Source organism: Desulfothermus naphthae (assembly GCF_054657475.1).
Genome location: NZ_BAAHYQ010000003.1, coordinates 346628 through 373176, shown reverse-complemented (window position 1 = coordinate 373176; position 26549 = coordinate 346628). Strand labels below are relative to the sequence as shown.

The 26549-nt window shown below is 35.7% G+C and carries 23 protein-coding genes; 8 read left to right on the top strand and 15 right to left on the bottom strand.

Going from position 1 to position 26549, the window contains the following annotated elements:
• Positions 1–34 precede the first annotated feature (34 nt).
• From glnA to ACYQ1E_RS13325, 5 genes are all read left to right on the top strand, one after another.
• On the top strand, positions 35–1447 hold the full coding sequence (glnA, locus tag ACYQ1E_RS13345; RefSeq protein ID WP_459880356.1) for a type I glutamate--ammonia ligase: 1413 nt from the start codon (positions 35–37) through the stop codon (positions 1445–1447).
• Positions 1448–1550: 103 nt separating this feature from the next.
• Positions 1551–4223, top strand: a complete 2673-nt coding sequence (gene glnE, locus ACYQ1E_RS13340; protein WP_459880354.1) for a bifunctional [glutamate--ammonia ligase]-adenylyl-L-tyrosine phosphorylase/[glutamate--ammonia-ligase] adenylyltransferase — start codon at positions 1551–1553, stop codon at positions 4221–4223.
• 37 nt (positions 4224–4260) lie between these two features.
• Positions 4261–5400 (top strand): class II glutamine amidotransferase domain-containing protein, encoded by a 1140-nt coding sequence (locus ACYQ1E_RS13335; protein WP_459880351.1) that lies wholly within the window; start codon positions 4261–4263, stop codon positions 5398–5400.
• Positions 5364–6998: a glutamate synthase-related protein gene (locus ACYQ1E_RS13330; protein ID WP_459880348.1), complete on the top strand. Its 1635-nt coding sequence runs from the start codon at positions 5364–5366 to the stop codon at positions 6996–6998. Before ACYQ1E_RS13335 ends, ACYQ1E_RS13330 begins: the two co-directional genes overlap by 37 nt.
• Before the next feature lie 75 nt (positions 6999–7073).
• Positions 7074–9410 carry an FAD-dependent oxidoreductase gene (locus ACYQ1E_RS13325; protein ID WP_459880346.1) on the top strand — a complete coding sequence of 779 codons (2337 nt, stop codon included), beginning with the start codon at positions 7074–7076 and terminating at the stop codon, positions 9408–9410.
• A gap of 82 nt (positions 9411–9492) precedes the next feature.
• Here the strand turns inward: ACYQ1E_RS13325 and ACYQ1E_RS13320 are convergent, their stop codons facing one another.
• Together ACYQ1E_RS13320 and ACYQ1E_RS13315 are read right to left on the bottom strand one after the other, a co-directional pair.
• Positions 9493–11139: a glutamate synthase-related protein gene (locus ACYQ1E_RS13320; protein ID WP_459880343.1), complete on the bottom strand. Its 1647-nt coding sequence runs from the start codon at positions 11137–11139 to the stop codon at positions 9493–9495.
• Positions 11140–11311: 172 nt separating this feature from the next.
• The gene (locus ACYQ1E_RS13315; RefSeq protein ID WP_459880340.1) at positions 11312–11695 is read right to left on the bottom strand and encodes a hypothetical protein; all 384 of its coding nucleotides are present in this window, start codon (positions 11693–11695) and stop codon (positions 11312–11314) included.
• Positions 11696–12012: 317 nt separating this feature from the next.
• On the opposite strand from ACYQ1E_RS13315, the gene ACYQ1E_RS13310 reads away from it, so the two are divergent.
• Positions 12013–12852 (top strand): DUF169 domain-containing protein, encoded by an 840-nt coding sequence (locus ACYQ1E_RS13310; protein WP_459880337.1) that lies wholly within the window; start codon positions 12013–12015, stop codon positions 12850–12852.
• A gap of 29 nt (positions 12853–12881) precedes the next feature.
• On the opposite strand, the gene ACYQ1E_RS13305 is transcribed toward ACYQ1E_RS13310, so the two are convergent.
• The 13 genes from ACYQ1E_RS13305 to ACYQ1E_RS13245 all read right to left on the bottom strand — a co-directional run bounded on the left by ACYQ1E_RS13305 (position 12882) and on the right by ACYQ1E_RS13245 (position 23006).
• Complete coding sequence (locus ACYQ1E_RS13305; RefSeq protein WP_459880334.1) at positions 12882–13328, bottom strand: hypothetical protein; 447 nt, start codon at positions 13326–13328, stop codon at positions 12882–12884.
• A gap of 58 nt (positions 13329–13386) precedes the next feature.
• Entirely contained in the window at positions 13387–14409 is a 1023-nt protein-coding gene (locus ACYQ1E_RS13300; RefSeq protein ID WP_459880331.1) for a sulfite exporter TauE/SafE family protein, read from the bottom strand.
• 26 nt (positions 14410–14435) lie between these two features.
• A complete protein-coding gene (locus ACYQ1E_RS13295) occupies positions 14436–15620 on the bottom strand; it encodes a YeeE/YedE thiosulfate transporter family protein (protein ID WP_459880329.1) in 1185 nt (394 codons plus the stop codon).
• A 31-nt stretch (positions 15621–15651) separates the two neighbouring features.
• Positions 15652–16080 carry a tetratricopeptide repeat protein gene (locus tag ACYQ1E_RS13290; RefSeq protein WP_459880327.1) on the bottom strand — a complete coding sequence of 143 codons (429 nt, stop codon included), beginning with the start codon at positions 16078–16080 and terminating at the stop codon, positions 15652–15654.
• 78 nt (positions 16081–16158) lie between these two features.
• Positions 16159–16713 carry a rhodanese-like domain-containing protein gene (locus tag ACYQ1E_RS13285; protein ID WP_459880326.1) on the bottom strand — a complete coding sequence of 185 codons (555 nt, stop codon included), beginning with the start codon at positions 16711–16713 and terminating at the stop codon, positions 16159–16161.
• A gap of 108 nt (positions 16714–16821) precedes the next feature.
• On the bottom strand, positions 16822–17601 hold the full coding sequence (gene extS / locus ACYQ1E_RS13280; RefSeq protein WP_459880325.1) for a selenite/tellurite reduction operon c-type cytochrome lipoprotein ExtS: 780 nt from the start codon (positions 17599–17601) through the stop codon (positions 16822–16824).
• The gene (locus ACYQ1E_RS13275; protein ID WP_459880323.1) at positions 17583–17999 is read right to left on the bottom strand and encodes a hypothetical protein; all 417 of its coding nucleotides are present in this window, start codon (positions 17997–17999) and stop codon (positions 17583–17585) included. The genes extS and ACYQ1E_RS13275 overlap by 19 nt, the downstream gene beginning before the upstream one ends.
• Positions 17996–18628, bottom strand: a complete 633-nt coding sequence (locus tag ACYQ1E_RS13270; RefSeq protein WP_459880321.1) for a cytochrome b N-terminal domain-containing protein — start codon at positions 18626–18628, stop codon at positions 17996–17998. Before ACYQ1E_RS13270 ends, ACYQ1E_RS13275 begins: the two co-directional genes overlap by 4 nt.
• Positions 18625–19050, bottom strand: a complete 426-nt coding sequence (locus ACYQ1E_RS13265) for a QcrA and Rieske domain-containing protein (protein WP_459880319.1) — start codon at positions 19048–19050, stop codon at positions 18625–18627. Before ACYQ1E_RS13265 ends, ACYQ1E_RS13270 begins: the two co-directional genes overlap by 4 nt.
• Positions 19020–20015, bottom strand: a complete 996-nt coding sequence (extO, locus tag ACYQ1E_RS13260; RefSeq protein ID WP_459880318.1) for a selenite/tellurite reduction operon b-type cytochrome iron-sulfur cluster-binding subunit ExtO — start codon at positions 20013–20015, stop codon at positions 19020–19022. The genes ACYQ1E_RS13265 and extO overlap by 31 nt, the downstream gene beginning before the upstream one ends.
• 49 nt (positions 20016–20064) lie before the next feature.
• A complete protein-coding gene (locus ACYQ1E_RS13255) occupies positions 20065–21573 on the bottom strand; it encodes a hypothetical protein (protein WP_459880316.1) in 1509 nt (502 codons plus the stop codon).
• A 276-nt stretch (positions 21574–21849) separates the two neighbouring features.
• Positions 21850–22080 carry a 3'-5' exonuclease gene (locus ACYQ1E_RS13250; RefSeq protein WP_459880315.1) on the bottom strand — a complete coding sequence of 77 codons (231 nt, stop codon included), beginning with the start codon at positions 22078–22080 and terminating at the stop codon, positions 21850–21852.
• A 527-nt stretch (positions 22081–22607) separates the two neighbouring features.
• The gene (locus tag ACYQ1E_RS13245; RefSeq protein ID WP_459880313.1) at positions 22608–23006 is read right to left on the bottom strand and encodes a hypothetical protein; all 399 of its coding nucleotides are present in this window, start codon (positions 23004–23006) and stop codon (positions 22608–22610) included.
• A gap of 1105 nt (positions 23007–24111) precedes the next feature.
• On the opposite strand from ACYQ1E_RS13245, the gene ACYQ1E_RS13240 reads away from it, so the two are divergent.
• Together ACYQ1E_RS13240 and ACYQ1E_RS13235 are read left to right on the top strand one after the other, a co-directional pair.
• Complete coding sequence (locus ACYQ1E_RS13240; RefSeq protein WP_459880311.1) at positions 24112–25026, top strand: tyrosine-type recombinase/integrase; 915 nt, start codon at positions 24112–24114, stop codon at positions 25024–25026.
• A complete protein-coding gene (locus ACYQ1E_RS13235; RefSeq protein ID WP_459880309.1) occupies positions 25023–26102 on the top strand; it encodes an IS91 family transposase in 1080 nt (359 codons plus the stop codon). Before ACYQ1E_RS13240 ends, ACYQ1E_RS13235 begins: the two co-directional genes overlap by 4 nt.
• Positions 26103–26549: the final 447 nt, after the last annotated feature.

The following is a 26549-nucleotide window of genomic DNA, read 5'->3' as shown; positions in this document are numbered from 1 at the left end:
GCGAAACAATATTAAAAAGATTAGGAGGAATTAAATGGAACCAAAAGACGTATTGAAATTTGCCAAAGAGAATAATGTAAAAATGGTTGATATAAGGTTTGTTGATTTTCCTGGAGTATGGCAACACTTTTCTGTGCCAATAGAAGAATTAAATGAAGGGGTATTTGAAGATGGATTTGGTTTTGATGCATCCAGCATAAGAGGATGGAGGGCAATAAATGAATCTGACATGCTGGTAATTCCAGATCCAGCCACAACCACTATAGATCCCTTTTTTGAAGTGCCGACCCTGGCCCTTATTGGGAATATAGTTGATCCAATTACCAAAGAAAAATATTCCAGGGATCCAAGATATATTGCCCAAAAGGCAGAAGATTACTTAAAATTTACAGGCATTGGAGATACAGCATATTTTGGTCCTGAGGCAGAATTTTTTATTTTTGATGACATAAGGTATGATGTTAATTCTAACTACAGCTTTTACTTTGTAGATTCTGTAGAGGGAATATGGAATTCTGGGAGGGAAGAGAATCCAAATCTAGGTTATAAGCCCCGCTACAAAGAAGGCTATTTCCCTGTTCCACCAACAGACAAATTTCAGGACTTAAGAACTGAAATGGTCCTGGAGATGCAAAAAATTGGAATACAGGTGGAATGCCAGCATCATGAGGTTGCAACTGCTGGTCAGGCAGAGATCGATATGAGGTTTGAGCCCCTGGTTAAAATGGGTGATCAGCTCATGTGGTTTAAATACATAATCAAAAACGTTGCCAGAAGACACAATCTCACTGTAACCTTTATGCCAAAGCCCCTTTTTGGGGATAATGGCTCTGGTATGCACACTCATATTAGTATCTGGAAAGATGGAGAGCCCACATTTGCTGGAGACAAATATGCAGGCATTAGTGAGAATGCACTTTATGCTATTGGTGGTGTGTTAAAACATGCCAAGGCACTTTGCGCATTCACAAATCCCACCACAAATTCCTACAAAAGATTGGTTCCAGGATATGAAGCTCCAGTAAATCTTGCTTATTCCAGCAGAAACAGGAGTGCTGCAATCAGGATTCCCATGTATTCAGCCTCTCCAAAATCAAAGAGGATTGAAGTGAGATTCCCTGACCCATCCTGTAATGGCTATATGGCCTTTAGTGCCCTGCTTATGGCTGTTATAGATGGAATTGAAAATAGGATTGATCCAGGTGAACCTTTAGATAAAGACATATATTCCCTATCTCCTGAGGAACTCAAAAATGTAGATTCCACCCCAGGCTCTTTAGAAGAAGCATTAGATGCACTGGAAAATGACTTTGAATTCCTCTTAAAAGGAGATGTGTTTACTGAAGAAGTAGTGCGTGCATGGATTCGATATAAGAGAGAAAACGAGGTAGATGCAGTAAAACTTAGACCCCATCCATATGAGTTTATGCTCTATTATGACATTTAATTAAAAAAATATTTGCCTAAAATTAGGCCTGTCCACATGGTTTTGGGCAGGCCTAATTTTTCTTAAAAAAAGAACAAGAAAAAGTGCAAAAGGCAAAGATAAAATGACGGAAGATGAACAAAAAAAACTTGCCCATTTATCTGAATTTTCCAGATATCTAGGGAGATTGTTTGATAATAAAGAATATAAAAATTGGCTTTTAAAAGTGGGTCTTAGAAAAAATTACCCCATGATAGAACTCTATAAAGAGCTAAAAAATGAAGTTTCCGAGTTTAAGGACATTAATGATATAAAAAGGGCTTTTCGTAGATTTAAACAAAGACATTTTCTGCGTCTTGGTGTTAGGGATTTTTTACAAGACTTATCTTTTAATGATCTGGTTATACAGATATCCAACTTAGCAGAAGTTTGTTTACAGACAGGAATTGAGATCTTGAGCTCAGACATACCAAAGGAAGAATCAGCCAATTGCAGGCTCGCAGTATTGGGCCTTGGCAAATTAGGTGGAAAGGAGCTCAATTACGCTTCTGACATTGATCTTATTTATATTTATGACCAAAAAGACAAGTCAATCCCATGTTCCTTTTACACATCAATGGTACAGAAATTAAATGACATAATGGGAGATATATTTGAAGGAGACAGGGTATTTAAGGTTGATATGCGTCTTAGACCAAAGGGAAGATATGGAGAGCTTGTTCAATCTTATGATAGCGTAGTTGAGCACTATCTCATTTATGGTCAGGCCTGGGAGAGACAATCCCTTTTAAAGGCCAGAGGCGTTGCAGGAGATAGAAATTTAGCTTCGCTTTTTCTTTCAGAAATAAGGCCATTTGTCTTTAGAAGATTTCTGGATTTTCAGGCAATTTCTGAGATTAGGTCCATGAGGGACAAAATCTTAGAGGAAACAGAACAACAATATAAAGATTACACTCACGATGTAAAATTGGGAATTGGTGGGATAAGAGAGGTAGAGTTTATTACTCAGGCATTTCAACTAATCTATGGTGGGAGGTGTCCAGAACTAGCAGAAACAAACACTCTTATCTGTCTTGATAAATTAGCCAGGCTAAAGTTAATGCCTCAAAAAGTTATAGATGAGCTAAAACAGGGGTATATATTTTTAAGAAGGGTGGAACACTGGATTCAATTGGACAGAAATAGACAATCTTCCAAGATTCCAAAATCAGACAGTGACAGACAACGGCTCAGCAGGGCCTTAGGTTTTGCCACTACTGAAGAATTTTTTGACCATTTAAATATCCACACAAAAAAAATACATACACATTTTAAAGAACTATTTCATGAAACTTCGAAATCAAGTGCCAAAAAACCTGTGATTAAAGAAGAGGATAAATATATACAAATACATCTAAGAGAAAATAAAGCCAGAATTCCAATAGCCAATTTCGAGCCTGGATTTCAAAAAAAGATAAAAAATATGCTTGAAGAGCTCAGTGACTTGCTTTCCCATGATGCCTTTTACGGCTTTGCAATGAGGGTTGGAACATTCTTATCAAAGGTGGAAAAAAGACCTGGCCTAAAAAGATTTTTAGAAGACAATCAAAATAGGGCAATAGAGATATTATCAGCAATTGGACGCTCAAGATTTGTATCCAGCCTATTAAATTACCAGCCATCTTTAATCGAAGGGGTGTTCAATGATTTAGTTGGGGATTTTAAAAATGAATGGAAAAAACATGCAGAGGATATATTAGCTCCATTAAATTTTGAAGATTCAATTGAATGGATAAGAAAAATAAAAAATGAGAGGATGTTAACATTAGCAATACAGGATTTAAAAGGAGATATTCACCTATATGACCTTTTATACTCCCTTACTGAATTAGCTGAATTTGTTATTCACTGGACTTATAAAAAGATGCTTGAACATTTAAATATTGATGATATGGATTTTCCCCTGGCTATTTTGGGACTGGGAAAACTTGGATCAAGGGAGCTCGGATATTTTTCTGATCTGGATCTTATGTATGTATATCGGCCTTTAAAAGACGAAAATCCAGATATTATACCTAACAAGGTAATAAATATAGTTCAGAGGTTTAATAATGCATTAAAGATGCCCATGCAAGAAGGTCCAGGATATGAAGTAGATACACGGCTTAGACCAACGGGCAATTACGGTCCTTTGATTGTAACATTAAATAGATGGAAGGAATATTATACTAATGAAGCAGATATATGGGAAATTCAGTCCCTTTTAAAATTAAGACCAATTGCTGGTAATGTTTTACTTTTAAAAAAAATTAATGAGTTAAAGTATGATTTTTGCTCCCAAAAATTTGATGAAAGAGTCGTCTGGCAGAAGATATCCCATATGAGGGATAGAATAGTGAATGAGAGGTCTAAAGAAACAGAAGGTGTTGTTGATATAAAAACTGGCAGAGGAGGTCTTATAGATCTGGAATTCTTTGTCCAGGGCATGTTGCTAACTGGAAAAGTGTCCATGGAAGATGCATACAATAAAAATTATAACTCTCTTTTGATTGAGTGTTTAAATGCTTTTGGTAAGGATCAGGAATTCATAAATATTTTGTCTCAGATTCATATTAACTGGCTATATTTAATACAGAGAATTCATCTTTTAACAAATTTAAGTTCATCTCGTATTACAAGAGAAAAATTTTTAGATATCATCCAAATGGGACTCTGGCCACCTAAAGATACTTTTCTCATTGAGGAATTTGAAGACATAATAAAATATAAAAGAATTGTAGATAGATTTTGGCAAGATATTACTTTAAAATTTTATTAATAAAATCAAACAACTACACAAAAAATGGAGACAACCTATGTGCAGATTATTTGCATTAACCAGTGATGTCCCAAAATCTCCCATGTTGGCCATTGAGGCCCTGGATGTGATGAAGGAAGGACATGATGGCTCAGGAGTGGGACTTTATTTAACAGATCTTGGTGGGATTTTTGAAGAACTAAAGGAATATCCAATTTTATCAGGGATATTCACAAGAGAAGGCATGAAAACCCTTGATAGTTATCTCATGCCAATGGGTTTTAAAACAAAGTACAACCATTCTATAAAAGTTAAAAAAGAACCACCCCCAGGTATACCCAAACGCTATATGTATCACATCAGGGCATATGAATACCCTGAAGATTGGGAAGATTTATCTTTTGAAGAAAAAGCTCATAGGCTCATGATGATAAGATTAAAACTCAGGGAAATAGGACAGAAAGATGAAAGTATGATCGTGTATAGTTTTTGGCCGGATTCTATCATGCTAAAAGAGATTGGCGATCCCATGGAAGTCGCTGAATACCTTGATTTAGATAATATTGGGCTTAAGGCAAGGATTATTATGGCGCAAGGCAGGCAAAATACAAATTATACTATAAATCTTTATGCATGCCATCCCTTTTTTATCCAGGGAGTAGCATCCATGACCAATGGAGAAAATACTGCATTTGTGCCTATTAGAGAATTTTTGGAATCAAGGGGATTTCCTGGCTACAGAGGATATCAATCAGACTCTGAAGTATTTACCCATATTTTTCATTATATGATAAATTTTCTGGGACTACCAGTTGAGTTCTACAAACACATAATAACTCCTCTTAAGGATGAGGACATAGAGAAACACCCAAATAGTAAATTTTTAAAAAGGCTAAAACACTCCTGTAGAAGGCTCATAATAGATGGCCCTAATTGTGTTATAGGGTGTATGCCAGATAAAACTGTTGTGATGGTGCAGGACAGAAAAAAATTAAGGCCTGGGGTCGTTGGCGGGAAAAAGGGATTTTTTGTGTTTTCTTCTGAAATATGCGGCCTTGATTATGTGTTAAAAAAAGAATTTGGGAAAAACAATTTTGAATATTTTCAACCAATGTACATTGATACTGTGTATGTCACATCAGATCGTAAGGAGGTAATAAAGTGCTCTCAAATGAACCCATTACGCCTTCCCAATTAAGCCTAAAGGATCTTCCCTGGCTCATATATTGGGACAAAGAAAAATGTCAGCTTTGCGGCAGATGTGTTGCTGCGTGCCCAGTAAGGGCCATAGAATTAGGGACATTTAGACAGAGAATTGTTGAAACACCAATAAACAATAAAGAGGCACATACAAACCTCTATAAGATTTATTATGGCATAAAACAAAAGACAGATCCTGGTCATGCATGCATTGGGTGTGGACTTTGTTCTGCAGTATGTCCAAATCAGGCAATAATTCCTTTTCACAATGAAGAACCAGATAAACTTAAATTTCATATAAATTTAGGTGGTCAGCCAAGAAGACGTGGTGGGAGGAGAAATGTCCCCTATACAATCCTAGACAGGATAAAGTTTATCAGGATATCCATGTTAACTGACCCAGCCTTAGATGCTGGACGGCATGAATTTGAACTAAGGACACTCCTTGGACGGGTGCTTCCTCCAGAAGAAAATTTAAAATGTTACAAAGAAAATGGATGGGTTCCACCAGTTAGGGAAATTTATCCACTAATAATTGGTGGAATGTCCTTTGGTGCCCTGTCTCCTAATATGTGGGAAGGGCTGGTTATGGGGGTAGCCTATTTAAATGAAGAACTTGGAATGCCTGTAAGGATGTGCACAGGGGAAGGTGGTTGTCCTCCAAGGCTCCTTAGATCGAGATTTTTAAAATACATAATCCTTCAGATTGCCAGTGGTTATTTTGGGTGGGATGAGATAATTCATGCAATCCCAGAGATGAAAGAAGACCCTTGCGCCATTGAGATCAAATATGGCCAGGGTGCAAAACCTGGAGATGGCGGACTCCTTATGTGGTATAAAGTGAATAGACTCATTGCAGCAATCAGAGGTGTTCCTCCAGGTGTTAGTTTACCCAGCCCACCAACCCATCAGACAAAGTATTCAATAGAAGAATCTGTTGCCAAAATGATTCAATCTATGTACATGGCATGGGGATTTAGGGTGCCAGTTTATCCAAAGATCTCTGGTACATCTACAGCCCTTGCAGTTTTAAATAACTTGACCAGAAATCCATATGCAGCAGCACTTGCCATAGATGGAGAAGATGGTGGCACTGGTGCTGCTTATAATGTTTCCATGGACCATATGGGTCACCCAATAGCCAGTAATGTAAGGGACTGTTATTTAAATTTAGTAAAGCTGGGAAAGCAAAACGAGATCCCGATAGTTGGTGCAGGAGGAGTTGGTAAAAGGGGAAATCTTGCAGCAAATGCAGCAGCTCTCTACATGCTTGGGGCAAGTGCAGTACAGGTTGGAAAATACATTATGCAGGCCGCTGCTGGTTGTGTTGGTTCTGAGACCGATAGGTGCAATATATGTAATATTGGACTCTGTCCAAAGGGAATTACATCTCAGGACCCACGCATTTACAGGAGATTAGACCCTGAAAAAGTGGCTGAAAGGGTAGTAGATGTATTTCTCACCTTTGATACTGAACTCAAAAAAATAGTAGCACCACTAGGAAGGTCCACCTCCCTACCTATTGGTATGTCAGATGCTTTGGGAATAGATGATTATCATGCAGCAGAAAGACTTAAAATTAAATATGTTGTATAAAAAACATAATTGTTAAGCCTAATGAATATTACACAGATGTTGTTGCTATGTTCTAATTAAAAGGGAGATTAAGTCATGGGACAAAAGATAAGAGATGCCTATTTTATCCCTGGAAGGGAAAATGGAAAAAGGGTTGATTCTAGAATCCTTGAAGAAAGGATTCAAAGGGCTGTAGAACAAGGATTCAGGAAAATAGAAGTAGAGGCATGTGGACAACATGGAATTGGTGGCAGGCTGTGGAAGGCAGGAGACGAAGAAGTTGTTGTTTATGTGAGTGGTCCCCCTGGCCAGAGGGTTGGATCCATGGGATTTCCAAATACCAGGATTGAGGTGCTTGGAAATTCCTCAGATGATGTTGGGTGGTTAAATGCAGGTGCAGAAATTGTAGTTCATGGGCATGCAGCAAATGGAGTTGCAAATGCTATGGCACAGGGCAAGATCTATATTGCTGGTAATATTGGCGCCCGTGGAATGACCATGACAAAATTCAACCCCAGGTTCACTCCACCTCAGCTCTGGGTACTTGGTGGTGTAGGAGATTATTTTGCTGAATTTATGGCAGGTGGAATAGCTGTTATTTGTGGGTATAATCCCCAGAATCCAGATAATGTACTTGGCTATAGGCCCTGTGTTGGAATGGTTGGAGGAAAAATTTTTGTTAGAGGAAAATACTTAGATTTTAGTGAAAAAGATGCAAAAAGGGTACAGATATCAGAAGAAGAGTGGGCTTGGCTATGCGAGAATTTAAAAACATTTTTAAAGAAGATTGATAAAGAGCATTTATACGAAGAACTCTCCAGATATGAAGATTGGGATCTAATAGTTGCAAGGTCTCCCCAGGAAAAAAGGAGTAGTTCACTTAGACCTATGTCTGATTTTAACAAAAATGTGTGGTGTAAGGAGATAGGTGAAGGTGGATTAATCGGGGACCTTGTAGATTATGATAGAAGTCCAATTCCTGTGATTACAACTGGGGAGTTGAGGCGATTTAAACCAGTTTGGGAAAACAAAAAATATGCAGCTCCTTGTGAATTTGCCTGTCCAACAGGGATACCAGTGCAAGAGAGATGGGCATTGGTTAGAGAAGGAAGGTTTGAGGAAGCAGCAGATATGGCCCTTTTTTATACACCTTTTCCAACAACAGTATGTGGTTTTTTGTGCCCAAATCTGTGCATGCAAAATTGCACTAAACAAAAATATAATATGACTCCAGTGGATGTAACCCTCCTTGGTAAGGCTTCAGAAAATGCCAAGCTCCCAGAACTTCCACCTATAACAGGAAAAAAAGTTGCAATAATTGGTGGTGGACCTGGAGGTATATCCTGTGCATGGCAGCTTAGACTGAAGGGATACAATGTAACAGTTTTTGATAGACATAAAGAGTTGGGTGGTAAGATATCTGAGTACATTCCAAAGACCAGGATACCACAGGACATTTTGAAAAAGGAGATTGAGAGAATAAAAAAGGTACTCCATCACGTTCAATTGGAAGAGAATATAGGTAAAGAAAAATTCAAAGAACTATTATCAGAATATGATTTTGTGGTTATAGCAACTGGTGCCCAAAGGCCCAGGATCTTACCTGTAGAGGGAAAGGAAAGATTAATATCTGCTTTAGAATTTCTGGGCAAGAGTAAAAAAGATGAAATAGATCCAGGAGAAAGGGTAGTAGTAATAGGTGCTGGAAATGTGGGTTGTGATGTGGCAACTGAAGCCCACAGACTTGGTGCCAGGGATATTACCCTAATAGATATTCAGGAGCCAGCATCTTTTGGTAAAGAGAGAATAGAGGCAGAAAAGGCAGGGGCCAAATTTAAATGGCCTGTTTTTACCAAAAAGATTATTGATAAAGGAGTTATTACTGATTCAGGAGAATTGATACCTGCAGATACAGTGGTAATCTCTATTGGAGATGTGCCAGAGCTTGATTTTTTGACAGAAGATATTGAGACAGACAGGGGATTTATAAAGGTAAATGAATACTATCAAACCTCTAATCCAAAGGTATTTGCCATTGGAGATGTGGTGAAGCTTGGACTTATCACAGATGCAATAGGCAGTGGGAGGATAGCAGCGCAAGCAATTGACAGCCTTTTAAACGGTGAAACTCCACAGCTTAAAAAAGGTCCTGAGATTGACAAAGAGAGAATGAACCCTGCATTTTTCAATCCTAGACTTGCCTCATATAAGGATGTAAAAGAATGTGCTAATGAGTGTATGTCCTGTGGCAGGTGCAGAGATTGTGGTATTTGTATAACTTTGTGTCCACAAGGAGCAATTTCTAGAGTAGCTCTGGATAATGGAGACTTTGAATTAGTAGTTGATGATAATAGATGTATTGGATGTGGTTTTTGTGCAGATGTATGTCCCTGTGGAATATGGAATCTAATCCCAAATGAGCCAATGTTTTAACTATTTTTTTAAAACTGTTATAGAAAAAATTAAGACCAGCTAATTTTAGCTGGCCTTAATTTTTATTAACTAAGTGAAATTGTTAACTATTTAATATTTTCTTGGCAATTTCATCCCTTGCATCACAAATAAATGGGATACCTGTTACTTCTGCTGTTTCTTTATTTGCAGCCATAAGATCATCGCGAGAGATTTCAGGAAGAGAGAATTTGCGTGCACCAGCCATTAATTGCTGTAAACCACATTTTAGCTTGTCCATTAGAGTATAGAATGCAATTGCGCCATAAGGGATATTTTTCATTTCATCTTTTCCTACCTTTGCTTCTACATCGTGGTAGTTAGCAAAGATCTGTTCTGCTGTTGAACCTAATTCAGCAACTGCTTTAGGTAGTTTATCCCAATTACCGCAAACTTCTTCTCTTCTCTCAGGATGTAATGCACCTTCTATGTTAGATCCAACAAAACCTGGAATCATTATTGCGCGGCCCATGCAGATTATCTTTGTATAAGGCGCACCTAATGCCAAGCCTTTAAATATGTGATCTTCTAAAGCGAATCCGCCAGCAAATGATAAATCTACAACCCTTTTGCCTTTTGCTGCTAAAATACTTGCATATTCATAGGCCTTGGAGTGCAAATAAATTGATGGGACACCCCAGCTCTGCATCATATTCCATGGGCTCATACCAGTACCGCCGCCAGCACCATCTATAGTCAAAAGATCAAGTTTGGCATCTGTTGCAAATTTAATCGCCATGGCAAGTTCTTCATTTCCATAAGCACCAGTTTTAAGGGTGATCCGCTTAAAACCCAAGCTCCTTAAATAATCTATATGTTTCATAAATTCTTCTTGAACCTGTTCAACACGACTCAAATTTGTAGATCCAAGGCGGCTGTGTCTGGCAAAGGATTTTATGGCACCAGCTTTAAAGGCCTTTTGTACTTCTGGGTTTTCTGGATCAGGATCTACAACATAGCCTCTTTTCTTTAAAAACAGTGCATAATCCAAACTTGTAACCTGAATTTCACCTCCAATATCCTTTGCACCTTGTCCCCATTTTAACTCAATAATACATTTATCTCCATATTTTTCTGCGATGTATTCTGCAACTCCATTTCTTGTATCCTCTACATTCATCTGGACAATAATGGCACCATATCCATCAAAATAACGCATATAGCTCTCAATTCTTCTATCAAGTTCTGGTGCTTTAGTAATTTTACCGTTGGAGAGCTCAGACTGGCGGTCCACACCAACTACATTTTCACCAATCACAACTGGAATTCCAACCAAAGATGCCCCAATAGCAAAAGAGTTCCAATACTTCTGGGCAATAAATGTTGATCCTAGTGCTCCTGTCATTAATGGAACACGTGCCTTGGTTTTTACTTCCTGTCCAAACTCGGTTTCCACGCTAACATTTGGGAAAATACAGTCATCAGGATCTGTAGAAAGTCCATTGGGCACACCATATGCCCCGTATGCATATCCTTGAATTCTAAGGGAGTTATATGAAATGCCAACATGTGTGGTGTTGTTGGCACCTGCGGTTACCTTACCAAAATCTCTAGGATAAAGAAGCTTTCTTCCCACTAAACTGGACATAAATGTTTCGCACTTGCCCTGACAATCTGCCCTACACAAAGTACATAGACCCGATTCAGCAGGGTTTCCTCTATTCGCAGTTCCCAATACATCGTTATTCTTTGAAAAACGTAAACCAGACATTGCCTACCTCCCTTGAGTTGATAATTTTTTAATTTAAGGTTACCTCTTTTTTAAGAGTCAAAAGGGCTAATAAATTTAGCCAATAATAGAAATTTGTCAAGATATAAATAATGGTGTCAACAAATTACCACTAAAAACAATCTGATTTTAAGTATATAATCCTGTAAACTCTTTATTTTATAAAATAATGCATATATCCAATTATTGTTAGAGTAGCACTAACCACAAGTCCCAATGACCAGAACATAAATCTATCTAAGCGCGTTGTGATTTGTTCAAATTTTTTATCAACTTGCTCAAATCTTTTATCTATTTGCTCAAACCTCTTGTCAATCTGTTCAAACCTTTTGTCCATTTGTTCCAGAATAATTTTTATAAGCTCCCTTTGATGTTTTAGTTCTTCTTCTATCTTTACTACCCTCTCATAGAGCTCAAAATTAGATATCACAGGTACCTTTAATTCTTTTTGTTTATTCCTTTCTTCCTCTAATAATTCTTTGACGATATCGTAAATTATTGGTTTAAACTCATTAAAATCAATGGATTCTACTTGCATATTTTTTGTCTCCTTCTAATTTTCTTTAACCAGCTTAAGGTGGTAAGATGCAATTTATCATCTCAAATTAGAAAATAGTCTTTTATTCTTTAAGGCAAAAGAGCTCATATAAATTAATTATTGCAAACCGTGCGGAAAAAATCAAGAATATGTTGAATATACGCCAACTCAAGGGGGTTATAAACCAAAAATTTATGGTTTAATATGAAAAAAAATAATAAAAAGTTGACATTATCTAAAATTGGGTCTTAATTAAATATCAGTCTTATTTTTGGAAAGGAGTCGTTCTTAATTAACCTTTATCTGGAGGTAATAAAATGATAGACACAAGTTTGTTGCTAGATGATATAAAATTTGCCAGAGAAATGTTAAAAAAAGATAAATTTTCAAATTCTGATATGGTTTTTATTTTAAGAAATATTTACAAATTCAAATACTACCCCGTGGCAGTAAAATATTTCTACAAGGATGAAGAGATTGAGGAATTCAAAAAAAATAATGACTATGAAATAGCTTTAAAACCTTTAACATTTTGCCATTATGTAGCTGCTTCAAGACAGGAAGGACATATTTTGTTTTCAGAAAAAGATAAATTAGGTTGCTCCAATGCCAAATTTGTCCTGGGATGGAAGGAATTTGATGACTCAGAAATCAAAGGACATTTGAAATATACCAAAGATAAAAAACAGGCCATTAGATTTGTAAAGACAAAAAAAAGGCTAGAACCAGGTCTTAAGGCATTTGCAACTGCCCCTTTACATAAGGCCAACTTTCAGCCAGATGTTATACATATGATATGTGATGTATTACAATCATACCATATAGGAAATGACTGGGATGCTGCATTTGATACACATCCTTTTGAGATGATAATGACAATGAATTCATCTGTATGCCATGGATGTGTTTATACCTATGTTACACAAAAACCTAATATAACCCAGATGTGTAGTGGAAGTTATACTTCTGGAAAGACAGAACAGGGCGAAATAAATGTTATTATGCCATACTCCCATTTAGAACCTACGTTAAAATGGACATTGGAAAGAATTATAAGAGATGGAGGAGCATCCTATCCAAGAACTGGTCATACTTATCCAGGTTATGATGTCTGTAAATTATGCCCATTCCTTATATTTAAGAAAGGGAAAAAATAGTAAAAAAGGGGCTATAGGCCCCTCTTTTACTAATTTTTTTGTCTTTTAAATTCTCTCCTCGCCTCTAATACAGAACTTACATACTGCCAAATGGTTTTTATCATAAAAAATAAAAGAGCCACTACAAAATCTATTGCCACGAGGCCCTTTATTTTATTTTTTAAAAAATAGCTTGATAATATAATATAGGGCGAAAACAAAAGAAAAAAAGAAGTAGAAAAAATAATTAATTTTCTAAAAAATATCTTCCAATAGAGTTCATCTGCCATTTGATTTAAGCCCTTATATGCCTCTTTTTCTTTTGCTGCAAGGGCAAAGATCATTAGCTCTTGATAATGAGCTACCTCTTTTTCTTTTTCTACAATCTCTTTTATATGTGACGCAAATATCCAACCAACAAATTTATATGTTAATCTTTCTACAAGTAAAATAACACCAAATGTAACGATGATATATATTATTAGAAAATAATTCATTTTATTTAAAAATTTTAATTAGCCCAGGTCCTAAACGACATGGGCTAATTTTTATATATTATGCAGGGGGCAATTTTATTCCCCAAAAACCAGCCAGGATATATCTGAGTCCAACATAAAATGCCAAGACTCCAAAAAGTCCGTACATAAATCCCATGGGAAGATATTTTTGCGTCCTTGGACCTATATATGAACCAATCAAAATACCAAACCAACCAACCACCACTGCAATTGGGAATACCTGTCCCTTTGCCAACCAGCTAATAACTCCTGAGACCTGATTTGCAATAACTGCTAGAGCAGAAATACCAGGGGCAATAAACATTGGAAGTCCAATAAAGGTCAAAAAAGGAACCAGCAAGAATCCACCGCCAACACCAATCATTGTGGCGATAAATCCTACAAATAGTCCAAAAACAAAGGGCACATAGTGTTTCACCTGAAAATGTTCGTTAAAAAAATCAAACTCCGCTGCTGTAGATGTAAGCCTTAGGTTTTCAACTCCTTCTAATTCATGTAATCTGCCCTGGGACTTAAGTTCCTGAACCCTCTTTTTAAACCGCTCAGCTGCTGCCTTTCCTGCAGATTTTTGGGCCTTTGCATGAGGAGTTAGTTGATAGAACATATATAAAGAGACCAGGATTGTACAAATTCCAAAAAAACCTTTGTACAATTTAACACCCAAAGCACCACCTGTTAGCCACACTGCCAAGGGTGCTCCTATGATCATCCCAAGACCTAGAGCTATACCAGCAGGCCAGACCAACCTCTTTTGGGTATACCAGTTAATAGTACTGGATGTTGAATTCACCACTGTAAGGAGGGTATTTGAAAATCTGATGTTATCTGTTACAAATTTTCCAGCATCATGGTAACTACCGATTTTAACAGGGGTACCTTTAAGTGTGCCTGCCCATTTTCCTATACCCAAAATTGATAGATGCCCTACTCCAGCCATGATACCACCAAAGGCACCTACTGAAGAAAATATCCACCCCACCCAAATACACCACAAAAAATAAACAAGGGCGCTTATGTGGTATGTCTGGCCTGCAACTTCTAACCATTTAATCTCCAGCATAATTCCCTCCAACAGATTTTAAAGGTTTATATCTCCACAACAAACTTTTCTGTCTCTTCATTCCATTTTGCCCATATCATGTAACATATCATAATCAAAATAATTAATAGTACACTGGGGAGATATCCAATATGTGCAGGTAAATACACCTTGGAGCCTAAAAGTTTTTTAAATCCAGGATGGGCATCTGTGAACTTTTCAAATAAGGACATGGTAAGAGAAAAGGTAATTACAGTCACTATCAATTTTGATTGTCCTTCGCCACACCTCCAAACAGATCCAGAGCCACATCCTCCAGCTATGACCATTCCAAAACCAAAGATAAGGCCTCCAACAATGGCTCCCAACCACACTGCGTTTACCACATAGATGTGCTCAGGCCGTAGACCTGTATATTTTATAATGGCGAATCCAATGGTTGATATAATTACTGCACAAGCCATAGCAATTGGATAATCTGCTTCTCCAGTCATAAAAGGCTCTCTAAAACACCTTACAAAACAAAATCTGGTTCGCTGAATTATTACTCCAAAACAGACCCCAAAGAAAAGGAGTCCACCTAGTCTTGTTAAACCCTGAGTTGAGTAATAATATACCCAAAACAAAATCAAAATAAAAATAAGCCAGCCTAAATATGGCTCAATATCTCGTAGACTCTTTCCCTCGCCAGTTGCAGTAGGGGTAGCTGGTGCTGAAGATGGCAGATGTTCTAATTCCCAATATAAATATCTGATTCCTAAATTTGCGCCTACAATCAAACCAATCATCATCAAGATACCACTAAAAGATAGGGCACTGGTTGCTGAAAAAAATCCACCAACATTACAACCACCTGCCATTGAGGAACCGATACCCATTAGTATCCCACCAACAATACCCTTTATTATTTCTAAACCAGGTGCCCTTTGAAATGCGAATTGTTTAGACAAAAGAGCTGAGACAAATGCTCCCAATAGGAGTCCTAATGTAAGTAAAGAACTAGAAGACATAAGAGGACTAATAGGTTTTTGATTATACAGACCAATTAAATAAAAAAAATTATCTGCCCAATTTCTAAGTCCCCCTGCAACTCCCCAGGGTCTAGACCATGCAAAAGTAAGGACACTTAAAAAACCGATTAACATAGCACCAATATAAACAGGCCAATTTCTGTAAAATATCCTTGAGTATCCAGATCTTATAACTTGCATCCATACGCTACTACCTGCCATATGCTCCTCCTGGAGTGCCAAAAATTATAAACTAACACCCTTCATCTTCTTCAATAACAAATCCCTCTTCCTGCTTGGGCTGGGTTTCTTGTTTGGGCCTTTCAACTTCTGGGGTTGCCACTTGTGTTTCAGATGGTGGAATCTCTTTTCTTACAGATACATCTGGTGCAATCAACCCCTGATTTTTCTCCACTTTTTCTGCAAGGGCAAATATTGATGCCAGATCGTAAAATCTCCACGCCTTTTCATTTGAGGGATCAGCCTTTATTGCCTTTTTGAAATATTGTTTTGCATCTAAATACCTGCCTCTCCAATAAGATTCTTGACCAAGCCTTAACATCTTTTCACATAACTCATTATTCTGTTTTGATACGCTATTATCTTTATTACCAAAGGCAACAGGAGTTATAAGGCACAGAAAAATTATACCAATTATACCCCTATAAAGAAAGTCCTTCATTTTGTCTGCTCCTTGTAATCCAGATTTCCAAATAAAAAAGCCCCCATTATTACGGGGGCCTTTTTCTCATTTAACTCTTTAGAAAAGCTCACTCCACATCCTGAGCTTATAGCCCTGTTTCTCAAATTTGGACGGATGCTGCCTATATCTTGTTATTTTAAATTCTCCTGTCCACCAGTTCACAAATGGATATCCTGCCTTTGCCCATGCAAGTACTCCGCCCTTAACCACATAAACATTTTTATAGCCATACCTGATTAACCATGCACCAACATAAGATGCCCTATGTGTTGTCCTGCAAAATACAATAATCTTTGCATTTGGATCAGGTATCTTTTTGGGAATTACATACATATGCCCTGCCTCAATATGATCTGTTCCCTCAATATGAAAGGCATTGAATTCTGCATCGGTTCTAACATCAATCAAATAGGCATTACTTTTTCCCTCTTTTCTCTTAAGCCATTCTTCATGCAACTGTTGAGCCGTTATCCAACGACTTTTGGGAATAATCTTACAAAATTCATTGTGTACCTTTTTCTCATTAGCCCTCATAGGATTTTTAGCAAAGGCCATGGAAGATAAACCCAAAACAAAACAAAACCCAATAATCAAGCTAAGCCACTTCTTCATGTCTCAAACCTCCTTTTTGGATTTTTAAAACCTTAACCCCTCACTCCTCCATTTAATATCACGTAAAAAAATGTAATCGTGGCGTTTTATTGTGTCAACTAAATAAGACTAATTTTTTATTAACTTAATCAAATAATTTACTTCATCAGAAGAGACATCAACAGGAGGCATGAGGGTTAACTCTTTAATAGACCTGGGATTTTTGATCCAATCACCTAAATTTGTTTCATTTATCTTAACTGATTTTTGGGGATAAAATTGAGTAAAAAGGCCAGATAGGTTAGGTCCAATGTTACCTTTGCCCAGTCCCCCTCTAGTCTTTGTTAATATTTTGTGGCACATACCACATTTACGAGAAAAAATATCTTTTTTGTCAAAAGACTCAAAATGGACATAATAATATAACTTTTTATGCCTTTTTGTGGAATAAAAAATTGCCCTTAATATCACATTTATAATCTTTACTATCTGATCACCCCTAAACTCAAACTCTGGCATGTACATTGGGGGATTTTTTATAAAATCAACTAGCTTGGTTATCTCTATATCATCAGGCAGACGGTCAAGGGGAGTTGCAAGGAGATTTCCCCTATCTAAAATTTTATGACACCTTAAGCAACCTGCCCTTTGGATCAATTTATTTCCCTGTCTTAATATCTCACTTTTTTCAAATCTAAAATATGCATACCTACCTGGAATGAGACCATAGTGGGCTATTTCTTTTCTAGAGGATTTCTCTAATCCCCTATGGCAGGACCTACAACTTTTATAGGAAAAATAATGACCCACATGACAATCTAAACAATGATTTTTAGGAGAAGAACCTCTTGTCTCAACAACAGAGACAAAAAAAATTATAAAAAAAATCATTAAATCTTTAACTGCCAATTTTCTCCTCTAAAAAACATGCCTATTATTGTTAAAATAAAAATGATTAATATAATAAATGCAAAAATTAAATGAATTATTTTAAGTTCTCTATTAAACCACTTTGCATATTCTACTTGCACCTTTTTTATAAAAGGCAGACAAAATAAAAATATAGAACCAAATATAAGTAAGTACACAAAATTTAAAGAATGGCTAATCAATTCCTGAATCCATATTAAAAACCATGCTGCTTTGATTGTATCTTTAACCACATAATAATTGCCAGGTGCACCAAGGGGAGCAGGAAATATCAAACTTATAAAAAAAAGAAATATTATGTAAATTAGACTTGATATCTTTATTAAAGAAAATAAATAAGTAGATGATGCCAACTTATTTCTCCTTTTTTTATTCATAGATATGGAAGTACTCCTTTGTTTTTTCTAATTATGTATATGTGCAAAATACAAAGTATAAAAACAATTAATGGAATTATAAGGACATGAAATATAAATACCCTTACAAGGGTAATCTTGCCTGCAAATCCATCCACAATAAAAAGCTTATATATAAACCTTGTAAAAATTGTGTGGTCAAATAATTTCATACCTGTTTCAAAGGCCCACACACCTAGCTCATCTTGCAATAATACATAACCTAGGTATGCTTCAAAAAAGCAAATAAAAAAAATAAAGCAACCAATAATCCAATTCATGTGCCTGGGAGGTAAGAATGCACCCTGGAACACCACACGTATAACATGTATTATTAAAAAAATTATTAGAGAATCTGATGCATATCTATGAATTGTCCTTAAAAAAGTGCCAAAATAGACGTTTTCTTCAATAAACAAAATTGAATTATATGCATCATGACCTGGGATATAATATAAGCTCAAAAAAATACCTGATACACAAAGGACTAAAAAGCTCAAAAAACAAAGCCCGCCCATGCAAAGGGTATATGTTATTTTGAGGTCCTTTTTTCTTATTCTTTTTGGGAATATATGTTCCCAAAAATCTTTTAATAATCCATTTTCTTTCATATACTTTTAATTGGTTTATTTAAATCAATGATAATGGTATTGTCATCTTTAAAAAATACATTATAGGCAATTAAATCTTTTTTTGCAGGACCTGATATATACTTACCAGTATGTAAAAACTTACTTCCATGACATGGGCATATTATGTATTGATTTACTACCTTTACTGTACATCCAAGGTGTGGACATATAAGACTTAGCGCAAAAAACTTTCCATTCTTATTTACAATAGCTATTTTTTTCTCTGGAAAAACAACTGCTCCATCTTTAATGGGTGTTATATTCTTAATTTCTATTAATTTAGAGCTATGTTTTTTCTCTAAAGGAAAAAGATATCTTTTAAAAAAAATTATACCACAGAAAAATAAAATTCCATTTATTATAATCTTTATTATCTTACGCCTTTTAGGATTTTGTTCCATGTGTCTAAATATCCTCTAATATATGGTTCTTGTTTTTTAACATTAAAAACCCTTGATGTATTGTAAAATCTTCCATTTAAAATAGATGCACCAATAAAACATCCAAAGTTTATTTTTCTATTAAAATCAATATCTGTTCTAAAAATGGACATAGGTCCTTTATTACTATTACAGGACTGCAAAAATTTCCACTTACTTCCATGACAATGAGAACAAATTGGCGCTGACTTGGTTATTGTATGGGGAAATACACATTTCCAGGTGTTTGAAAGCACTATATTCTGAATCTTTTTATCCTTTATATCTGAATAAATTACAATAAATTCAGGCCTAACAGGAGAGATTCTTCCTCTTTTATTTATAGCAAGTGGAAATTTATCCCTTTTTGTGTAATAGACAGATCTAGCATATTCTTTGGATAATTTATCTACAAGACCGTATTTAAACATTTTATTTATGTTATAATTCCTGATAAAATATGTTCCATATTCCTGACTTAGCCAAAGGCTATGACATGTGTAACATTCTAATTTTTGTAGGTGTTTCTCAATTTTATGCGCATAAATCTTCTTATCTACTCTATGGCAATCTACACATCTTTTTGATGATTTTTTATTTCTCATTAAACTTTCCATACTATGACAATTTCTACATAACAATCCTTTTTTATAATGGATATCTTGTCTCATCTTTAAATAGTAATTTCCTTTATATAGAATTCCCTGCTTATATCTATAAGATGGATCCTTTTTTGAAAGCCCTATATATTCAATACCAATATGATAGCCATTGTGACATTTGATACAATCATAAACATCTGGTTTTAAAGGTATATTATTAACTATTCTATGGCAATTAAGACAATCCTTTATATGACAATTATTACAATTTTTTTTAAAAAAATATCTGTCGTATTTTGCAAAAACCTTACTTGCAAAGACCTTTTCCCTTTTTCTTGTAGCCATTATAGATCTAAAAATGGATGTATATCTTTTATGGCACAATATACAGGGTCTATCTAGTTTTGGATGTATCTTTGCCTGCAAATTTTTGTTTGTATAGATTAATACAGGTATTAATACGAGAATAATCAACTGGATCTTTAAATATTTCATATTGATTATTATGACAAACAAGACATTGATTTACTTTTAATATTCCTTTAATCTCCTTAGATGTAAATGGCCTTGCCCCCTGCCCTATCACTGCTCCATGGGCTATTATTTTTCCATTTTTTAAAATACATAGCAACCCATCTAAACTTAAGTCCTTGGCACACATATAAATATTTTTAAATTGTCCATTTAGGGTAAAATTTCCTTTGCCAAACCCCAGGATATATGGATTTGCGTGGCATTCAATGCAATCTAGCGTATTTTTTGACGTATTATGGGAAAAGATTGGTGCAAACCTAAATTGTCTCTTGCCCTTATATTTACTCACATAACCAGACTTTATCCATTTATCCTTATTTTTTACATACACATAGGTCTCACACCCAGGGGTAAGAGTAGTGATCTTATTATTTTTATCTACACCAAGGATAAAATAATTTGGTTCTCTAAAATCCTCTTTTTCTAAAAATCTTCCATGTGTATATTTTTGTTTAATCTTATCATACGCACAGATATTTTTAAAATAATATGTATGACAGCCAAAACACTGAGGCGTTACTCTTGTATGGCAAACATAACACTTAAGTCTTTTATGTCCATAAATTGTGTGTTCTTTGGTTTTAGTTATAATTGGGCACTCAAATTTTTTCCCGCTCCTTTTCCCTATAACATACACTTTGCCCTTATCCATATAGACATTTGAATACATTCTCCCCTTTTTTGTCAAAACCAGCTTTGTTCCCATGTGAAGATAATCATTTTTTTTATAATTTTTTGCCTCAACAAAGACATATGATTCTCGCTCTATCTCTTTGACTCTAGGATAACTATCTCCATCTCCATGACAATCTGTGCAGCTTATCTCGACCTGATCATCTTTATTTGAATATAGATATCCATCTCCCATAACATCCCTGGAAGTATGACAATCTATGCAATCCATGCCACCCTTGTAATGCACATCACCATATATATGCAATAAAGACCTCCCACCTCTTAATTGGTATTTTGGGCCATGTGTTGAGGTAGGCACCATATTATTGGCCTCATAAAGGCCAGTGTAAGATAGACCTATCCTTCCACTTCGCATATGACAAAGAAGACACACATCAGTTGAAGGTGTAGCTGTTAATCTATGCCCATATCCATTTTTTTTAGAATATTCCATGTGGCAGATAAAACATCCTGTATTAAATTTATTTGCATAAACAGGATAGCCTAGATGACAGCTTGCACAAAATTTTCTATATAGCTCTGCCCCTAGATTGTCTAATGCTCCAATCCACTTTATATTAATCTTTCGTCCTTTAGAATCAAATTGTTCCTGTTTTATCACGCTATATACCTTTTTTGAGTCTCCTTCCCATATTTTTTGTATCCTATTTATCATGCCCAAATTAGTGGCCATTTGTGAAGAATTAATCCTTAAATATTCCCACAAATGGCATTTGCCACATAATTTTTTAAAACAAATGATTGAAGGGCCTTTTTTGATAAGACCTATGTGGGCAGTGCTATTGTCATATGCTAGAGGATTTCCACCATGACATTGTATGCAACTTACATGATTTTTATCAGGAAATTTAATGTTTTTGTGACACTTAATACAGGAATTTTGATTTTGGGAACAGGATAAGAAAAATAAACAAAAAATAACTGATCTTAATATAAAATTCATCACAACCTAAGATATAAACTCACTGGGCTCACCAAAGCAAGTAACTAACACACTTTTTTTTGCCCTTTGAGCTGACACATAAAGTAATGCACGTTCCCTTAGTTCTGCCTGTTTTTTTATTACAGGGTCTGGTGATTTTAAATCATCAAGTTTTAATGGTACATAGTTTTTATTTACACCACTGATAATTATATAATCAAATTCCAGTCCTTTTTTTAGGTGAGCTAAGTCTTTCAAATGCCTGTTCCTGATGTAAATAAGGCTTAAAAGGCAAAGGGATGTGTGAAAAATAATCCTGACCTATTTGCCTAGACTTAAATGTAGTTGTAATGAAACATAAGGGCCTTTAAAAACGCTTTGTTCCTCAAAAAAACGCTCCATCAGTCCGTGAAAAAATGGAGTTGTTACTAAAAAGGTAGTGGCGAGAAAATCCTTAATGCCTTGTTGGGTTTGTTTGGAAAGTATTGATGGAATCATAATTTTACATTGTACAGTTGCTTTGTGTTTTATTATAAATAAATATTGGGATTACCAATTATCCTTAAAAATTAAAAGGCACATTAAGGCTGCCTTATTTTGCCTTATTCTTGCCTTATTCATTTTCTCTTCAAACGCCAAACTGCCCTACGCCCAAAACCTTTCAACTCTATCAAATTCAAACGTTTAAGATGGATAAGCTCCTCCCTTAACCCCAGTTTGTCACTTTTTTTTGTAATATATTGTAATTATTGAATTCAATCATCTTTTTCTTCACTACAAATTTATCAATTAATTTTTAAAATGTTAGATAAAGGCTTTAAAGGAAGTTCCAGGGCATTATATATCTCCAGTTGAAAAGATTCTAATTCTGTTATTTGTCTCAGATGGATTGTTTTACCTTCCTGGGTTATCATAGTGGTGGTTACTCTAATTATGGTACTTAACTCTCTTCTTATTGTTTCCCCTAATTTTGAAATCCCTCTTTGTCTCAATCTCCTTTGAATAACACAAAGCAGATGATAAGCTAATATGGTTAAAAAAATATGACCTGTTATTCGTTTATCTATTCTATGATAGATAACGTAAATTTTTTTCACGTTTTTAAAGAGAAAAGCATAGTAGAATAAATTAATGCATTTAAAATTTGGCAGACCGCAAACAAGTCGATGCGGAAGATTTAACATCTTTCGCTAAGCTGCAGACTGCGGCTGCTATTAAAATGTGTTAATTCTACGTCATGCAGCAGGGCCTAATGCCTGACTGTTAATAATAGCTTGCATTAATACTTATTCTACTACTACCTATGAATTAAAAAAGGAGTACTTCCGTGCCTTAACGAAAATTTTTTTAAAAAATTTATCTATGAGCTTGACTTTTTACATAATAGCGCATTGTTAAAAATTTTTTATTATTATATTCTTCCATTATAGATATTTCTACCTTATCTATATAGCACTTAATTGTCTAGCACAAAATGTATTTATATCTTATCTATTTTAAACAAATTATCTCTTTAAAGACTAAATAATCAAATAGATTTTTTCCTTTTTAATTTTATCTATCCTGCAATAAATAATTTCTTTAATGCAACTGATTATCTATTTGGAATGGCCTTTTATAATCTAGATTTTTAATTATCTTTTTCTTTCAAAATTATAGGACATGGCAACAAATAATCTTTATAATCAAATAACCTTTTTTCTTTTTTTAATCTTGTCTATTCTGCAATAAGTTATCTCTTTAATGCAACTAATTATCTATTTTCTATGTTCTTTTATAATTCTACTATTAAATTATTTCTTTATTACAAAACTATTGAATATAGCAACAAATAATATTTTTCCTCAATCTCTTTATAATCTATTCTATTACTTTGCATCCTACCACAAAATTATCTATTAATGCAACGAATAATCAAAAAAGCTTATCTCTTCTACGACATTATCTCTTTAACTCAAAATAATCTCTTCATCTACAAATAATCAAAACATCAACTCTTTATCTCCCCTTATAATCTCTTGTCTCTTTTTTAATGGCTGGCATCACCTGCCGCCAACATGCGGGACAACTAAGGTTGAAATAGCAATGAGCGTTTGCGGAGCACTGCGTTTGTAAAATCACCACGCTGTTGGCGGTCAGGTGAATGCCATTGTTGGACGAAGCCGCTAAAGCGGCAAGCAATTTTAGGTAATTATACTTCGGATAATTAATGATTGCAATATAAAGTTTATGTGATAAAAGGTTAGCTAGTATTGAGCCAAGAAGAGGCTCTTAAATTAGGAGGTTATAATGAACACAAACATGCCCACTGACCCCAAATTCAATGCTTATTATCAAAAACATGTTAAGTTACTGAAATTAAGCGGATTTCAGCCAAAGACAATTGAGGCATATTCTAGGGCACTTAGGCGAATCGGAAATTACTTTGATTGTAAAATATCCGACCTATCCTCTGACCAGCTTCTGGATTACTTCAACGATCTTCGGGCAAGCCACTCCTGGAGTGCCGTCAAGCTCGATCTCTATGGTCTCAAATTTTTTTATTCCTATGTGCTGAAAAAAACATGGGAAAATATCCCTTTGATTAAACCGCCAAAAACATCCAGAATTCCTGATATTCTGACTATAGAAGAACTTCAACGATTAATAACAGCTACCAGAAGTTTGAGTTACAAAGTTTTCTTTTTCACACTCTATTCATTGGGATTGCGGCTGGGTGAGGGAATTGAGCTTCACCTCGGAGATATCGACTCTACAAACATGAGGGTTCATATTCGTGATGCCAAGGGCAGAAAAGATAGATTAGTCCCATTGCCACGGAAAACCTTACAGGTACTCAGAAATTTTTGGAGAGTTCACAAACATCCACGCTTTATATTCCCAAATCGCAAAAGAGGTCGTAAAAACGCCCATCTTGTTGACAAACCACTGGATAGAAGTGGCATCCAGACTGCCATGAAAGTAGTTGTCACAGAACTAGAAATTAGAAAAAAAATTTCATGTCACTCTCTTCGCCACAGTTATGCGACACATATGCTGGAGGCCGGAGTTGACCTTGTAGAATTACAGAAAATCCTGGGGCATGTCAGCATCCTCACAACCTCAAAATACACACACCTTACCAACAAAACCGGAACCAATGCTCAAAAGGCTGCAAACTTCCTCAGCAATCACCTTGAAATCAGATGGGGAGGTGTGCAATGATTTACCTTTCTTCTATCATAACCCAATTCAAAGATTCTTTTTTTGTAAAGTATAAAAATTTCGTCCTGCCGGAGCATAAAAAGGCCCTACATGTCATGGAACATTGCAGGGATAAACATGGCCCTCTCATGTTAGCACGGTGCTCAAATGATAACTGCTCCCACACCGTTTATATTCCACATTCATGTGGACACAGAAGTTGTCCTCACTGCCAGAACCATGAAAACCAGCAATGGATAGAAAATCAGTTGAGCAAAAAACTTCCCGCTACTTACTGGCTGATTACATTTACTCTTCCCACTCAACTCAGAAACCTGGCATGGAAAAATCAAAAAACCTTCTATTCCCTGATGTTTGCATCTGTCCAGGAAACCCTGAAGACTTTTGTAAAAAACGATAAAAAACTTGGCGGTGCAGCAGGCTTTATTGCCGTACTTCATACCCATTCCCGCAACCTTAACTATCATCCCCACATCCATGTAATCATGCCTGCAGCCAGCATCAATACAAAAACAGGGCTGTGGCGAACAAAATCCACTAAATACCTCTTTAACCAAAAGGCTCTTGGAACCGTGTTTAGGGCTAAACTCCTGCACGCCATTGTAGATGCAAAACTTAGACTCCCCAAAAATTGCTCCAAAAAATGGATCGTCCACTGTAAAAACGTCGGAAACGCTGAAAAGGCCATTGTCTATCTTGGCAATTATCTTTACAGAGGAGTTATTCGGGAAAAGGACATCTTAAAATGCAAAAACGGAAAGGTCACCTTCAGATACTTCCATGCCAAAACCAGGCAATATAAAACCAGAACCGTTTCAGGTGAATACTTCCTCTATCTCATTATGCTCCATGTATTGCCTAAAGGCTTTAGAAGAAGCAGAAGTTATGGCTTTCTTCACTCATGCAGCAAGAAATTAATCTGTTTTTTACAGTTGATACTCCGTATTAATCCATTCACCAAATGGAAACGAAAACCAAAACCGTCAATAGTCTGCCCCCTCTGTGGAAATAGCATGAAGATTATAAAAACAATGATACCTGGATTATTACCATCGCAAGCTGGTTATTGTACATGAAAGGGGCTGGAAGGATGATTATGTAAGCTCAAACCATATATGATTCAAAAAACCGGAGATCTTTTAAAATCCCCGGTAAAGGATAGTTATGCCCTAAAAACAGAATTTTTTACCTGAAAATTGCCTGGATATTAAAAAAAATGACAATCGCAACAACAAATCAACTTCACATAGCATTGGTTAATCCAACCAATGCCCCTTACCACCACTTTCCTTGATCAACACTCCATAGCCACAAAAAGATATTTTCTATATTTAACCGGGCTTGTCCAACAAACGGTTCAGATTGTGGTTCGCTCTCTTACGCTCGCTCTCACAATCTAACCTTATTCGTTAGGCGACCTTCCTTTTAACCCAAAATATGATAGGGGTTTCTGGGTAAACTATATCAAAACTACGTCCATAGTTGCACTTAGGAAGCAAAATACTTCCCACACGTGTCCTACC

Excerpts from the sequence above, each read along its gene's own strand:
- glnA (WP_459880356.1), top strand. The coding sequence starts at position 35 with ATGGAACCAAAAGACGTATTGAAATTTGCCAAAGAGAATAATGTAAAA.
- glnE (WP_459880354.1), top strand. The coding sequence starts at position 1,551 with ATGACGGAAGATGAACAAAAAAAACTTGCCCATTTATCTGAATTTTCC.
- ACYQ1E_RS13335 (WP_459880351.1), top strand. The coding sequence starts at position 4,261 with ATGTGCAGATTATTTGCATTAACCAGTGATGTCCCAAAATCTCCCATG.
- ACYQ1E_RS13325 (WP_459880346.1), top strand. The coding sequence starts at position 7,074 with ATGGGACAAAAGATAAGAGATGCCTATTTTATCCCTGGAAGGGAAAAT.
- ACYQ1E_RS13320 (WP_459880343.1), bottom strand. The coding sequence starts at position 11,139 with ATGTCTGGTTTACGTTTTTCAAAGAATAACGATGTATTGGGAACTGCG.
- ACYQ1E_RS13315 (WP_459880340.1), bottom strand. The coding sequence starts at position 11,695 with ATGCAAGTAGAATCCATTGATTTTAATGAGTTTAAACCAATAATTTAC.
- ACYQ1E_RS13310 (WP_459880337.1), top strand. The coding sequence starts at position 12,013 with ATGATAGACACAAGTTTGTTGCTAGATGATATAAAATTTGCCAGAGAA.
- ACYQ1E_RS13305 (WP_459880334.1), bottom strand. The coding sequence starts at position 13,328 with ATGAATTATTTTCTAATAATATATATCATCGTTACATTTGGTGTTATT.
- ACYQ1E_RS13300 (WP_459880331.1), bottom strand. The coding sequence starts at position 14,409 with ATGCTGGAGATTAAATGGTTAGAAGTTGCAGGCCAGACATACCACATA.
- ACYQ1E_RS13295 (WP_459880329.1), bottom strand. The coding sequence starts at position 15,620 with ATGGCAGGTAGTAGCGTATGGATGCAAGTTATAAGATCTGGATACTCA.
- ACYQ1E_RS13290 (WP_459880327.1), bottom strand. The coding sequence starts at position 16,080 with ATGAAGGACTTTCTTTATAGGGGTATAATTGGTATAATTTTTCTGTGC.
- ACYQ1E_RS13285 (WP_459880326.1), bottom strand. The coding sequence starts at position 16,713 with ATGAAGAAGTGGCTTAGCTTGATTATTGGGTTTTGTTTTGTTTTGGGT.
- ACYQ1E_RS13275 (WP_459880323.1), bottom strand. The coding sequence starts at position 17,999 with ATGAATAAAAAAAGGAGAAATAAGTTGGCATCATCTACTTATTTATTT.
- ACYQ1E_RS13270 (WP_459880321.1), bottom strand. The coding sequence starts at position 18,628 with ATGAAAGAAAATGGATTATTAAAAGATTTTTGGGAACATATATTCCCA.
- ACYQ1E_RS13265 (WP_459880319.1), bottom strand. The coding sequence starts at position 19,050 with ATGGAACAAAATCCTAAAAGGCGTAAGATAATAAAGATTATAATAAAT.
- extO (WP_459880318.1), bottom strand. The coding sequence starts at position 20,015 with ATGGCTACAAGAAAAAGGGAAAAGGTCTTTGCAAGTAAGGTTTTTGCA.
- ACYQ1E_RS13255 (WP_459880316.1), bottom strand. The coding sequence starts at position 21,573 with ATGGCCACTAATTTGGGCATGATAAATAGGATACAAAAAATATGGGAA.
- ACYQ1E_RS13245 (WP_459880313.1), bottom strand. The coding sequence starts at position 23,006 with ATGTTAAATCTTCCGCATCGACTTGTTTGCGGTCTGCCAAATTTTAAA.
- ACYQ1E_RS13240 (WP_459880311.1), top strand. The coding sequence starts at position 24,112 with ATGAACACAAACATGCCCACTGACCCCAAATTCAATGCTTATTATCAA.
- ACYQ1E_RS13235 (WP_459880309.1), top strand. The coding sequence starts at position 25,023 with ATGATTTACCTTTCTTCTATCATAACCCAATTCAAAGATTCTTTTTTT.